The following is a 13,277-nucleotide window of genomic DNA, read 5'->3' as shown; positions in this document are numbered from 1 at the left end:
GTTCTCTTCATTATTATCTGTTAAATGCCTCGATTCATCTTGTTTTTTTTTTTAGATGTGTATAAGAGACAGGGCCCCGACGGCGAATAGCCGGGCGCCGAGTGCGGCGAATAGTCCAGGCCGGAGGAGTATCCGGCCGAAGGGTCCGCGGCCGGGGCCGCGGGTGGGTCGTATGCCTGCGGTAGCGGATCGTGCGCCTGCGGTGCCGCGGGTTCCTCGGCATCGGGTGCGGCGTGCGCGGACCCGCCCTCGCGGACCAGGGGCATATCGCCGGTCAGATCGTTGACCGTGATACCCCGGCCGCTGCGTCGCCGCCGACCACCACCCCCGTTGGACGAGGGCGCGCCCTGGCCGTTGCGAGCCAGCAACTCGGCGACCGAGAGTTGAGTTGAATCATCACTCATTGCGAAACCGTTTCCGTCGGGCCCGGCACACCTTTGGATCGGCCGTTGCCGATCGCTGGGTCGCTGTCCAGGTCGGTATCAAGTTTGCGCAGGATCAGTCCCTCCCGCAGTGCCCAGGGGCAAATCTCGAGAGTATCCAGCGATAACGCCCGCATGCTCGCCTCCGCGACCAATGCGCCGGCCACCAACTGCTGTGACCGATCGGAGCTCACGCCCTCCAATTCTGCCCGGTCCGCCGCGGTCATCCTGGAAATGAACGCGATCAGCTGCCGCAGACCGGAACTGGTGAGGATACGCCGTTCCCTCGGCCCTTTGGAAGAAGGGGCGGCCCCCGTGAGACGGGCCAGTGAGCGGAAGGTCTTCGAGGTGCCGACGGCCAGATCGGGACGGCCCGGCCCGAGCAGCTGTCTGGCCGGGGCCACCAGTTCGGCGTCGAGCCAGTCGCGCAGCACCGCGACACGGCGCTTGCCCGGCGGGTCCTCGCGCAGCCAATCCCTGGTGAGCCGCCCGGCGCCGAGTTGCAGCGACAGCGCGATGTCGGGGGCCTCGTCGGCGCCGTTGGTGAGCTCGAGCGAGCCGCCGCCGATGTCGAGATTGAGGATGCGCCCGGCGCTCCAGCCGTACCAGCGGCGCACCGCCAGGAACGTCAGTCGCGCCTCGTCCGCTCCGGACAGCACCCGCAGCTCCACACCGGTCTCGCGGCGCACCCGGGCCAGCACGTCCTCGGAATTGGCGGCCTCGCGCACCGCCGAGGTGGCGAACGGCATCAGCTGCACACATCCGGAAGTCTTTGCGATACTGGCGAATTCGGCGACGGTCGCGATCAGCCGGGCGGACCCCTCCGGGGTGATCCGGCCTTCGGGATCCATATTCTCCGACAGCCGCAACGTCGCCTTGGTGGAGCTCATAGGCATGGGGTGCGCACCGCGGTGCGCGTCCACCACGAGCAGGTGGACGGTATTACTTCCCACATCGAGCACACCGAGCCGCACAACAACACGGTACTGGGTAGGCCAGTGCGGTGTTGGAATAGTCAGGACTCCGTCGGCGTTCGGCCGCCGCGCGTGGCCGTGACCGCGTGTGTTTGCAATAGACTCGTGCATTGTGACGGCAGGAGCTTCCGCGACCGCCCCGACGGGGCTGCGACCAGCGGCGAAGATCGACCCCAGCCCAGAGGTCGAGCTCGACTTCCCCAGGGAATGGATCGAATTCGTCGACCCGGCAAACGATGAGCACAGTATTGCGGCCGATCTGACCTGGTTGCTGTCCCGCTGGACGTGCGTCTTCGGCACACCTGCGTGTCAGGGCATCATCGAGGGCCGTCAGGACGACGGCTGCTGTTCGCACGGCGCGTTCCTGTGCGACGACGACGATCGCAAAAAGCTCGCCAAAGCTGTGAAAATGCTCACACCCGAGGACTGGCAGCTGATGGACGAGGCCACCGACGAGGAGGGCAAGGTCCGCAAGAAGCTGTACCTCGAACAGGACGAACTCGACGACGAGCCCGCGCTGCGTACCCGGCGCCACGAGGGCGCCTGCATCTTCCTCAACCGTCCGGGCTTCGCGGGCGGCATCGGCTGCGCCCTGCACTCCATGGCCCTGCGCAAGGGCCTGGAGCCACTCACGGTCAAGCCCGAGGTGTGCTGGCAACTACCCATCCGCCGCACCCAGGACTGGGTGGAGCGGCCCGACGGCGCCGAGATCCTGCGCACCACGATCACCGAATACGACCGCCGCGGCTGGGGCCCCGGCGGTGAGGACCTGAACTGGTATTGCAGCGGCTCCCCGGACGCACACGTCGGCACCCGCCCGGTATGGCAGTCCTACGCCCCCGAACTCATCGAATTGCTCGGCCGGCCGGCCTACGACGAGCTGGCCCGGCACTGCAAGCGCCGCGAGGGCCTGGGCCTGATCGCGGTGCATCCCGCCACCGAGAAGGCCGCGGAGATACAGCAGGCCGCGAGCCCGGCCAAGGCGCCACGCGGCGCCAAGCGCCGCTGATCGGGGTTGCCGCGAGTTCCTACGCTTCGAGCTTGTAGCCAAGCCCGCGCACGGTCACCAGATGCTCCGGCTTGGCCGGGTCCATCTCGATCTTCGAGCGGAGCCGCTTGACGTGCACGTCGAGGGTTTTGGTGTCACCGACATAGTCGGCGCCCCACACCCGGTCGATGAGCTGGCCCCGGGTGAGCACACGGCCCGAATTGCGCAGTAGGTATTCGAGCAGGTCGAATTCCTTGAGCGGCAACATCACCAGCTGGCCGTTGACCTGCACGGTGTGGCGATCCACATCCATGCGGACCGGACCGGCCTCGAGGATCGCGTTCTCGTTGGAGCCCTCCAGTTCCTCGCCGACGCCGCGGCGCAGCACGGCGCGGATGCGGGCGATCAGCTCGCGCGCGGAATACGGCTTGGTGACGTAGTCGTCCGCGCCGAGTTCCAGGCCCACCACCTTGTCGATCTCGCTGTCCCGGGCGGTCACCATGATCACCGGCACACTGCTGCGAATGCGCAGCTGCTTGCAGACGTCGGTGCCGCTCATCCCGGGCAGCATGAGATCCAGCAGCACGATGTCCGCGCCCGAACGATCGAATTCGGACAGCGCCGAGGGTCCGTCACCGACGATGGTGACCTCGAAACCCTCCTTGCGCAGCAAGTAGGCGAGCGGATCGGCCAGCGACTCCTCGTCCTCGACGATCAGCACACTCGTCATCGGGTTGCCTCCACACCGTTGGGTCTGGCCCGCCCCGCAGGGCGTTGTTGGCCGGTTTCCTTCTTACCCACCGGATTTCCGGGGGGTGGTCTCTTGTCCGCCGTCACGCTGGTAATCGCGGCAATAGCGGCCGGGTCCTGCTCGACGTCCTCGACGGCGGGAATGCGCAGGGTGAACGTCGAACCCGTGCCCAATTTGCTCCACAACGTGATCTCACCATTGTGATTCGCGGCCACGTGCTTGACGATAGCCAGTCCGAGCCCGGTACCGCCGGTGGCGCGCGAACGGGCCTTGTCGGCACGGAAGAAGCGCTCGAACACCCGCTCCTGATCCTCCTTCGCGATGCCGATACCGCGATCGGTCACCGCGATATTGACATATCCGTTGCGCACCGAGCGGCTCAGCGATACGTGCGAGCCGCGCGGGGAGTAGTTGATGGCATTCTCCACCAGATTCGACAACGCGGTCACCAGCAACGTCTCGTCGCCGAGGATTTCCAGTCCGCTGTTGGAATCGGTGCTGACGGTTATGCCCGCGGCCTCGGCGGCGGTGCGCGAGCGCTCGATGGCGGCATTCATCACATCATCGACCACGACGGCCTGGAGCTGCGGCAATTTCTCCGCGCCCTGCAATCGGGACAGCGCGATCAGCTCGGTCACCATTTTGCCCATGCGGCCGGACTCGGCCAGCAGCCGATTGCCGAAATGCCGCACCGAATCCGGATCGTCGGCCGATTCCAGCAGCGCCTCGGCGAGCAGGCTCATCGCGCCGACGGGGGTTTTGAGCTCATGGCTGACATTCGCCACGAAATCGCGGCGGGTGGCTTCCATGCGCGCGGTCTCGGAGTCGTCGTCGGCGAACAGCACCACGAAAGTGGATTCCCCGCGCGAGAGCGGCCGGGCCACACCGCGCACCGCGATGCGGCCGCGTCCGGGCACCGGATTCTTCAGCGTCAGATCGAAATCGACGTCCTCGCCGCTGGTGATGACCTTCTCCACCGCCGCCCAGGCGCGCTCGTCGAGCAGCCGGTTGCGCACGACGCCCAACTCCTCGGCACGCGGATTGACCAGCACAACATCGCGGTATTCGTCGACGACGGCGATACCGCTCTCGGACGCCAGCACGATCAGGTCGAGCACCTGGGACATGGTCAGGCCGCTCTCGGCCTCGCGCCGCTGCGCCTGACGAGCGTTCACGTACGGGATGAGCAGGCCACCCACGGCCAGCCCGACTACGGCCGCAAGTACTGCGAGAAGTACGGCCTGAGGAACACTCACACCCTGAATCGTACGGTCGCGGAGCATCCTCATGAGCACGGGTCGGTGAAATTTCGCGCAGGTCGCAGCGCATTATGGCAGCGTTAGCCCAACGTTTACGCGGAGTTATACCGACCCGTGGGCATCCTGTCGGACAACCTCCGACCGCATACGACGATCGCGCGCACACATTTCCTTGCGACACCGCGTATCTGGAGATTGCGCGAAACCCGCGTGAACTGTCCCCCATTGTGCCGCGCGGCTGTGACCGCAGCCGCACATCGTCCCGGCAGTGAAGTGCGCCTCATTTTTCCTACCAGCCACTTTCGCCCCGGGCCGGGATGTTCACGAAGCTCGGACGGTTCGGGTCCAATTGCACGTGCTCGGGCTTCAGGCCGGTGTCCAGCAGCATCGGCAGGATCGGCAGGCCCTTGGGGAAGTTGCCCGCGAACACATCCACCCGCAGCCGGTGCCCGGGCGCCAAGACCGCCTGCGTGGCGGGCAGCGCGATATCCAGGGTGGTCGGCTGTCCGGGCACCGTCGGCTGACGCCGGTCCAGCGAGGTATAGGGACGTGGGTCGGTGTAGTCGCCGTTGGCCGACCGCGAGCTGTGCGCATCGTCGACCTGCCGCAGTGAGGCCATCAGCTGCCCGGAGGACAACACCGTCGACCGCCCGTCGGGCGCGACGTCGTTCACCGTCACCGTCCAGTACCCGTCCGCCGCGTCCTGAACGGTATTGAGCCGCACGGCGATCGGGCCCGAGAGTGTGGTCTCGCCGAGCACCGGCGCACTGGTGAAGGTCAGCGCGTTGGTCTCCGCGACGCGCGAATCCTTCGCGCAGCCATTGATGATCGACAGCACACCGGCGGTCGCCTGCGCGGCGTCATTGGAGCACAGCGTGGTCAGGCCGGGCGCGACGGTCAGCCGCGCGATATCGCGGTTGGGTCCGCCCGTCAATGATCCGTCGTAGAGGCTGTTCGCCGTGCCGGACCGGTTGGCGGACAGGTACATCCGGCGATATCTCGCCGCCTCCTCCGCCGGGGCGGAAGGCCCGAATCCGCCCTGGGTGATCCAGCCGCCACCCTGTCGGCGCAGCGTCACCGGGCCGTAGGAGTCGATCCCGTTGTCGATTCCCTTGAGCCACTTGTCGAACCACGCGCGTTGCAGCACGTCCAGGCGCGGCGGCAGGCCAGGTTTGCCGCCCTCGCTGCCGGAGTTGGCGTGATAGGTATTGCCCATCAGCAATTGCTTCTGGCCCGGCGGCACCGAAATCTGGTTGTAGATCTTGGATTCGGAGTAGGTGAACAGATCGTGCCAGCCGCCGACGACGAACGTCGGAATCCGGATTCGGCTCGGATCGCCCAGCCACGCCTTCCGTGCCACCGACGTGTCGGTCAGCATCTGCTTCACCCGCGGGTCCAGATCCTGCATCCGCGGCGTGGTATAAGCGTTCGCGAGCACGTCCATGTAGGTGAGCGGATCATCGATACGGTCGGTGAGCCACTTGGTATCGAGCTGCCCGGCGGCCAGCGAATGCAGGTCCGGCACCCATTTGAGGGCGTTGATCGCGCCGAGCCACAACGGAATGAAGTTGAAGCCGAACCCGCCGCCGGGCGCGAGCACGTCGTCGACCAGATCGCTGCCGGGCACGATCGGGAAGATCGCCTTCAGCGCCGGCGGATGCTGCTGCGCGGCCTGCACCTGGTTGATACCCGAATAGGAGATGCCGTTCATGCCGACCTTGCCGTCGGACCACGACTGCTTCGACGCCCAGTCGATCACCTCGACGGTGTCCTGCTGCTCGCGCTGGCGCAACATATCCCAATCCCCTTGGGAGAAGCCCGTTCCGCGCACATCGACGACCACCTGGGTGTAGCCGCTCTCGACCAGCTTGCGGTCCACACCGAAGTTGCGCAGCTCACCGCCGCCGAATGCCTTGGTGAGATCGGTGATTCCGGACAGCGGAGTGCCGGACAGATCGATCTCGCGGAACAGACGCAGCAGCGAGTCGGACAGTCCCGGAATCGACTCGGCCTGATCGGCGATGGCCGACACCAGCTTGGTGTACGGGGTCATGTTCACGATCGTCGGTTCCCGCACGGCGATCGGCCGACCGGCCGCGTCGGCGGGCCGGTACACATTGCCCTTCAGCACCGTGCCGTCGCTCATCGTGATCGGCACATCCCAGTCGATGTGGATATTCGGGAACTGCTGCGGGCCGTCCTCGGTGGCCGTCCACGCCGCGCCCGCCCAGCCGCCGTCGGGGCCGGCGACAGGGGGCGCGGCGACGGCCGTACCGCTGAGGAAGGGAGCGAGCAGGGTTGCGGCCACAACTCCCGCTGCGGCCTGGAGCGCGTACTTCATCGGACGTGATCCACCTCTCGAAGTGAACTGACGTCCGGAGCTTACTTACCCACGGGTAAGTTTCAAACTGCCGTGGGTCCTATTTACCGCCCTGATTCGCCACCGCGGCGGCGCCCGCGGCGGCCGCCTCGGGATCGAGGTACTCCCCCTTGCCTATCGGACGAAGATCCTCGTCCAGTTCGTAGCGCAGCGGAATGCCGGTCGGGATGTTCAGCTCGGCGATCTCCTCGTCCGAGATGTCCTCGAGGTGCTTGACCAGCGCGCGCAGCGAATTGCCGTGCGCGGCCACGAGAACCGTCCTGCCCGCGCGCAGTTCCGGGGAGATGGCGGACTCCCAGTACGGCACCATGCGCGCCACGACGTCCTTCAGGCATTCGGTGGCGGGTGCATCGATCCCGGCGTACCGGGGATCGCCGTCCTGGCTGAATTCGCTGCCCGCATCGATCGGCGGCGGCGGGGTGTCATAGCTGCGACGCCACAGCATGAACTGCTCGTCGCCGTACTTGTCGCGGATCTCCGCCTTGTTCTTGCCCTGTAGCGCGCCGTAGTGCCGCTCGTTGAGCCGCCAATCGCGAATCACCGGAATCCAGTGCCGGTCCGCGGCGTCCAGCGCGAGATTGGCGGTGCCGATGGCGCGGCGCAGCAGCGAGGTGAACACGATATCGGGCAGGATGCCGTGCTCGGCGAGCAGTTCACCGGCCCGCTTGCCCTCGGCCATCCCCTTCTCGGTGAGGTGCACGTCCACCCAACCGGTGAACAGGTTCAGCGCGTTCCATTCGCTCTCGCCGTGGCGCAGCAGCACGAGGGTGTACGTCATGCCGGTCATGCTAGTCAATCCGACTGTGCGCGCTGGTAGGGGCGTCTTGCGCTCAGGCCCGTTCGACCTCGTCGAAACCCACCAGCACGCGGTGACTGCGCCGCCCCATCGGAATGTCCAGCCGCAATTCGGCGCGAGGCGCGTCGACCTCCCGGACTACGCCGCAGCATCCTTGGAACGGTCCCCTCGGCACGAAAACGACGTCGCCCGGGACGTATTCGACTGACACGTTGTCGACTGACACGCTGTCGAACCTAATCGCTGACGCACCGGAAGTCTCGGCTCAATCGTATTCATCGGCGGTAGCGTGTCCGGCCGCCAGCACGCCTGCCCCGACCAGGGTGGCGCCGTTGTGAATTCGCGAGGGCACCACCCGCAGCTCGCGCAGGAATCCGAGGCGGGCGTGCCGGGCCAGCGCGGCGCGCATCGGATTCCACAGGGGCTCACCGGATTCGGAGAAGCCGCCGCCGATCACGACGCGATCGATGTCCAGCAGCGCCGCCGCGGACGAGATCGCCTGCCCCAGTGCGGTTCCCGCTCGTTCGAGCGCCGCGAGCGCGATCGCGTCGCCGGCGTGCGCGGCTCGTGCCAGCTCGATACCCGATTCGCCCGTCCAACCCTGCGCCCGCGCCCATCGCACCGACGACGTGCCGCTGGCGACCGCCTCCACGCAGCCGATACCCCCGCAGCTGCACGGATCCTGCGAGCCCGGTACCACGATATGCCCGACGTGCCCGGCATTCCCGGTGCGGCCGACGGCGACCTTGCCGTCCTCGATGATCCCGCCGCCGATTCCGGTCGACACGGTCATGGCCATGCCGTCGCGCACCCCGCGCAGCCCGCCGATGTGGTGCTCCGCCAGCGCCAGGCAGGCGCCGTCGTGCGCGATCCGGATCACCGCCCCCGGAAACAGTTCCTGCACGGAAGCGACGACCGGGAATCCGGAACTCCAGTCCGGAATGTTGATCGGCATGGTGACCCCGCGCCGCGCATCCACCGGCCCGGCCGTGCCGATCCCCACCGCGCTCACCCGCTGCTGCCCCGCCACCGCGCGCAGCAGCTCACGGCACACCTCCCAGACACCCTCGCGCGGCACCGCGGCCACCTGTACCTCGCGCACCTGCCGCCCACCGTGCACGACCCCCGCGGCCAACTTCGTGCCCCCGATATCCAACGCCAAAACGATCACAGCGGCATCCTGCCACCGCAGCCCCGCCAAACTACCAGCGCTCAGTGTGTGAAATTCGGTCCGTCGAACCGGTCGAGCGTGGTGAACTCCTCGACGGCGGCGCGGCGCAGGCGGGTGGGGCGACGCACCGGGTGGCCCAGGGCCAGCAGTGCGGCGACCGCGTAATGGTCCGGCACGCCGAGCAGCTCGCGCACCTCGGGCTCGGCCCGGGTCAGCATCGTGGTCGGCACCCCGCCCAACCCGTGCTCGTGCGCGGCCAGCAGCACGCTCCAGACGAACGGATAGACCGACGCGCCGCCGACCAGGGTGTACCGGTCGAGATCCCGATCGGTCGCGGCCAGGACGCGCAGATCGGCCAGCACCACGATCAGGACCGGAACCTCGTGCAGATTGTCGGCGAACGCCCCGCGTCCCCGCGGCGTCGCCGCCCGCAGCGCCTCGGCCTCGGCCTCGCGGTCGGTCACCGGGGCGAACGGCACCAGCCCGGCCCGGGTCATCGCCAGATATTCGTCCCACCCCGGCAGATACAGATCGCGTAGCCCCAGCCGCACCTGCGGGTCCTTGACCAGGATCGTCCGCCAGCCCTGCCGGTTACCGCCGCTGGGCGCGAACCGCGCGGTGTCGAGAATCTCGTAGATCGTCCGATCCTCGACCGGCTCGTCGGTGAATTCACGGACCGCCCCCGTCGTCCGCAGCGCATCGGCTAGTTCCATACGGTCATTGTCGATCGAGACGATTCCGCACACCCCGCCGGGTCTGGACACCACATCGTTATCCCGACGCACTGGTGGCCGTGATCCACCGGAACCCATTGCCTCATAGGTGGATTCCCGCCACAAGCACGCGGGAAGGACAGGTTGCGGCGTTGTTCAGGATTCGTCGGCCTCGACGAGGTGTTCGAAAGCGCGCAGGTTCTTCAGGGATTCCCCGCGCGAGACACGCCATTTCCATTCGCGGCGAATGGCTTCGGCGAAGCCGAGTTCGAGCAGGACATTGAAGTCGCCGTCGACGGCCTCGAGGATCTGACCGAAGACGCGGTCCAGTTCGTCCGGGGTGACCGCGTGGGTGGCGATGCGGCCGACCAGGTAGATATCACCGACGTTGTCCAGGGTGTACGCCACGCCGTAGATGCGGCGATTGCGGCGCAGCAGGAATTTGTAGACGCCCTCGAAGTTCTCGTCCGGTTTGCGGCAGACGAAGCATTCGGTGCGCACGCCGTGCTGCCCGACGGTCACCTGCACCGCGGTCTTCAGCTTGCGCTCACCGGGCAGGATCACCACGAAGGTGTTCTCGCCCTCGCGGGTGTACTCGACCTCCCGATCGCGCAGCGTGTCCTCGATCAACCGCGCGGTCTGGTCGATAGTCACCTGCTCACCGCTCCCATCCGGCGCCGCCACAGCGCCCGCGACCTGGCCTGACTGCCCTCGGTGAGCACCGTACCCGCCAATCGCGAGCGCATGCTCAGCCGGGCCGACAGCGCCTCCGCGTAACTGTCCAGCAGCCCCTCGGCGGTGTGTTCCCAGGAGAAGTCGGCGGCGTGTTCGGCCGCCGCACGGCCCATCACCTCCAGTCGCCGCGGGTCCGCCAGCATCGAGCACAGCGCCGCGGCCCAGTCGTCGGCGCGGTGCCCCGGCACCAGAAGGCCCGAAATCCCATCGCGCACAGCGGTTCCCAGTCCGCCCACCTCGGCGGCGAGCACCGGTGTACCGCTGGCCTGTGCCTCGATGGCGACCAGACCGAACGATTCGTTGTAGCTGGGCACGGCGACCACATCAGCGGCTCGGTACACCTGGACCAGGCGTTGCGGGGCCTGCGGCGGCAGGAAGGTCACCCGGTCGGCGATGCCCAGGGAGGCGGCCAGCTCGATCAGCGCGTCCGGGCGATCCAGGCCGGTGCCGGACGGCCCGCCCACGATCAGCACCCGCAGCGCCCGGTCCGGTTCGGCGCGCACCACCTGCGCGGCGGCCCGCACGAGCACGTCGGGGGCCTTGAGCGGTTGGATCCGGCCGACGAACGCCACGACCTGCTCGTTCGGATCGATACCCAGTTCGGCGCGGGCGGCTGCCTTGTCGCCGGGACGGTAGCGCCCCAGATCCGCACCCGGTAGCACGACGTCGATGCGATCGGGATCCGCGCTGTACAGCTCGACCAGCTGGCGAGCCTCCTCGGCGGTGTTCGCGACCAGCCGATCGGCCTCGTCGACCAGCTGCCGCTCGCCGATCTCGCGGGCGGCCGGCTCCGGTTTGTCGCCGCAGGCCAGGTAGGCGTTCTTGACCGCGGCCAGGGTGTGCGCGGTATGCACCTGCGGCACTCGCCAGCGGTCGCGCGCCAGCCAGCCGACCTGCCCGGACAGCCAGTAGTGCGAATGGATGAGGTCGTAATGGCCGGGCAGTTGCCGGGCCTCCTGCCGCAGCACCTCGGCGGCGAACGGGCACAGCTGGGTGGGCAGATCGTGCTTGTCCAGCCCCTCGAAGGGCCCCGCCACCACGTGCCGCACCAGCACCCCCGGCGCGGCCTCCACGACCGGCTCGTCCAGGGACGACGTGGCACGGGTGAAGATCTCCACCTCGACCCCGCGTCGAGCCAGCTGAATGGCGGTCTGCAGGACGTATACGTTCATCCCGCCCGCATCGCCGGTGCCCGGCTGCGCCAGTGGCGAGGTATGCACCGACACAACCGCGATCCGATTCGGTCGGACGTCCATACGTTGACTCACCACCGCTCCAGTGTGCACGGCGCCGACCCCCCACCGATGGGACCCGGCCCACCAAGTGAGAGTCGTCACAATGCGTTTGGTACAATTCCGCATGTGGGCACACTGCTCTGTGATTGCCCACACTCAACCAACGACGGTGGCGGACATCGGGTTCAAACCGACCACATTCGAACCACCGATCACACCCGCACCGGCAGCCCCTGTGGTCACTCTGTTGTCAGTCCCCCTGGTCACGGACGAATTCGGCCCGCACGACCTCATCCGGCTCCATTCCCGCCTCCGTGATCAGCTGCCCGGTCGACGACCAGATGCCCGAGCGGCCGGAGGTCTTCTCGACTCCCGCGGTCGGCCCGGCGAAGGCGGCGGTAGCCACCCAGACGCCGTGGTCGCGTGCCACCCGGCGGGCGCGCTCGCCGTGCAGTTCGGATTCGCGGGAGGCGTGCACGACCCCGGCCACGTATCCGTCCATGCCGAGCGCGGCGGTGCGGGCGGCGTGTTCGGGAATCCCGGTGTCACGGCACACCGCCAGGCCCAGCCGCCAGCCGTCCACGTCGATCACCGCGGGGCCGCCGCCGGGGCGGAAATGGCCCTCTCCGGGTTTGTGCAGATACACCTTGCGATAGACGACCGTCGCCCCGGCGCCGTCGATGGCCAGGACCCCGATGGACGGTCCGAGCACCGGCGCACCGACCAGGGCGAGTGATCCGGTCCGGGCACACGCCTCGACGATCGGCGCGATCCGCTGGTCCCGCGCGGTGACGATCTGCGCGTCCAACTCGTAGCCGGTCAGCGATAATTCCGGGAAGACGACGACCCGGGCCTGCGCCGCGCGAATGGCCCGAGCGTGCGCGCGTGCGTTCGACACCACGTCGAATGCGATCGTGCGCGGTTGGGCCACCGCGATGGTCAACGCCTTGTGCACTCCGGCCTCCTGTAATCATCGCTGCGAGATGGCATTCGATCGACCGTCGGAATCCCGCCACGAGGCCACCGCGTATCGGATGCGGAAATTACTGTGGCAGTTGATCTATGGAAGTCGATCATGCCAGAGTGCCGAATCGATATCGCGATGGGGTGGTTTCATCGATTTGTCCGAAAATAGTGAAACCGCGGGCTTTTCGGCTATTCGAGGACGTCGATGAATTCGCCTACCTCGGCGGCGAACCGGGCCGGATCCTCGATGAACAATCCGTGCTGCGAACCCTCCCAATAGGAGGTGCGGACGTCCGCGGCGGCCTCGGCGATATAGCGTCCGTTGTCGATCGGGACGACCGGGTCGGCGGTGCCGTGCAGAACCAGCACCGGGACGTCGAGCCGGCGCAGCATCTCGGTGTTGTCGACCGTGCGATAGAAAAGCGCCTTGCGGACCCGCGGCGGGGTGGACAGACTCCCGCCGAAAAGACGCTGCGCGTCGGGCCCTTTATCGCGTGCCCTCCCCGTATTGGCGCTGCCGAAGGCCGCGAACCCGCGCATGGCCTTACCCGCGTTCTCGTCGAACACGTCCGGAATGGCCTTCTGCATGGCCGACCCAGTATCCGCACCCGGCACCCCGCGCCCGATCCCCGCCTGCGAACTGCAATAGACAACGCCCGCCACCGCGCCGGTGCCGAAGGCCGCGAGATAGTCGCTCATCACGATGCCGCCGTACGACCACCCGAGCAGCACCGCGCCCGTCTCGATCCCCTCGCCCGCCAGCACGGCCGCCACGTCACCGGCCCAATTCTTCGGATCGTCGTATCCGCTTTCCGGCGCGTCGGAGTAGCCGTGCCCCCGCAGATCCACCGCGATCACCCGGAACCGCCGCGCCAGCAGGTCGGCGG

Annotated in this window: 14 protein-coding genes; 1 reads left to right on the top strand and 13 read right to left on the bottom strand. The window is 67.5% G+C overall.

Annotated elements, in window-relative coordinates:
* Positions 1-20 precede the first annotated feature (20 nt).
* Entirely contained in the window at positions 21-404 is a 384-nt protein-coding gene (locus JZ791_RS41135) for a hypothetical protein (RefSeq protein ID WP_216902903.1), read from the bottom strand.
* Positions 401-1,396, bottom strand: a complete 996-nt coding sequence (locus JZ791_RS41130) for a Ppx/GppA family phosphatase (protein WP_216902901.1) — start codon at positions 1,394-1,396, stop codon at positions 401-403. The genes JZ791_RS41135 and JZ791_RS41130 overlap by 4 nt, the downstream gene beginning before the upstream one ends.
* Positions 1,397-1,508: 112 nt before the next feature.
* Here JZ791_RS41130 and JZ791_RS41125 point away from each other — a divergent pair, with 112 nt between their 5' ends.
* Positions 1,509-2,405, top strand: coding sequence for a DUF3109 family protein (locus tag JZ791_RS41125; protein WP_308163435.1), 897 nt, complete (start codon positions 1,509-1,511; stop codon positions 2,403-2,405).
* Between the two features lie 19 nt (positions 2,406-2,424).
* On the opposite strand, the gene JZ791_RS41120 is transcribed toward JZ791_RS41125, so the two are convergent.
* From JZ791_RS41120 to JZ791_RS41070, 11 genes are all read right to left on the bottom strand, one after another.
* Positions 2,425-3,114 carry a response regulator gene (locus JZ791_RS41120; RefSeq protein ID WP_216902899.1) on the bottom strand — a complete coding sequence of 230 codons (690 nt, stop codon included), beginning with the start codon at positions 3,112-3,114 and terminating at the stop codon, positions 2,425-2,427.
* Positions 3,111-4,391, bottom strand: coding sequence for a sensor histidine kinase (locus tag JZ791_RS41115; RefSeq protein WP_216902897.1), 1,281 nt, complete (start codon positions 4,389-4,391; stop codon positions 3,111-3,113). Before JZ791_RS41115 ends, JZ791_RS41120 begins: the two co-directional genes overlap by 4 nt.
* A 292-nt stretch (positions 4,392-4,683) precedes the next feature.
* Positions 4,684-6,735: a CocE/NonD family hydrolase gene (locus tag JZ791_RS41110; RefSeq protein WP_216902895.1), complete on the bottom strand. Its 2,052-nt coding sequence runs from the start codon at positions 6,733-6,735 to the stop codon at positions 4,684-4,686.
* A 79-nt stretch (positions 6,736-6,814) separates the two neighbouring features.
* Positions 6,815-7,561, bottom strand: a complete 747-nt coding sequence (locus tag JZ791_RS41105; protein WP_216902893.1) for a phosphoglyceromutase — start codon at positions 7,559-7,561, stop codon at positions 6,815-6,817.
* Positions 7,562-7,604: 43 nt separating this feature from the next.
* The gene (locus tag JZ791_RS41100; protein WP_216902912.1) at positions 7,605-7,796 is read right to left on the bottom strand and encodes a transcription termination/antitermination protein NusG; all 192 of its coding nucleotides are present in this window, start codon (positions 7,794-7,796) and stop codon (positions 7,605-7,607) included.
* A gap of 39 nt (positions 7,797-7,835) precedes the next feature.
* Positions 7,836-8,741 (bottom strand): ROK family protein, encoded by a 906-nt coding sequence (locus JZ791_RS41095; RefSeq protein WP_216902891.1) that lies wholly within the window; start codon positions 8,739-8,741, stop codon positions 7,836-7,838.
* A gap of 41 nt (positions 8,742-8,782) precedes the next feature.
* Positions 8,783-9,454 (bottom strand): nitroreductase family protein, encoded by a 672-nt coding sequence (locus tag JZ791_RS41090; protein ID WP_216902889.1) that lies wholly within the window; start codon positions 9,452-9,454, stop codon positions 8,783-8,785.
* 156 nt (positions 9,455-9,610) lie between these two features.
* Positions 9,611-10,102 carry a type III secretion system chaperone family protein gene (locus tag JZ791_RS41085; protein WP_216902908.1) on the bottom strand — a complete coding sequence of 164 codons (492 nt, stop codon included), beginning with the start codon at positions 10,100-10,102 and terminating at the stop codon, positions 9,611-9,613.
* Positions 10,103-10,104: 2 nt separating this feature from the next.
* On the bottom strand, positions 10,105-11,445 hold the full coding sequence (gene mshA, locus JZ791_RS41080) for a D-inositol-3-phosphate glycosyltransferase (RefSeq protein ID WP_216902905.1): 1,341 nt from the start codon (positions 11,443-11,445) through the stop codon (positions 10,105-10,107).
* Between the two features lie 229 nt (positions 11,446-11,674).
* On the bottom strand, positions 11,675-12,379 hold the full coding sequence (locus tag JZ791_RS41075; protein ID WP_216902887.1) for a carbon-nitrogen hydrolase family protein: 705 nt from the start codon (positions 12,377-12,379) through the stop codon (positions 11,675-11,677).
* A gap of 200 nt (positions 12,380-12,579) precedes the next feature.
* A partial coding sequence (locus tag JZ791_RS41070; RefSeq protein ID WP_216902885.1) for an alpha/beta fold hydrolase occupies positions 12,580-13,277 on the bottom strand: 698 nt, incomplete at its 5' end.

Source organism: Nocardia alni, from assembly GCF_019038435.1.
GTDB lineage: Bacteria > Actinomycetota > Actinomycetes > Mycobacteriales > Mycobacteriaceae > Nocardia > Nocardia alni.
The sequence above is the reverse complement of the archived record's forward strand: the minus strand, read 5'-3'. Positions and strand labels throughout refer to the sequence as shown.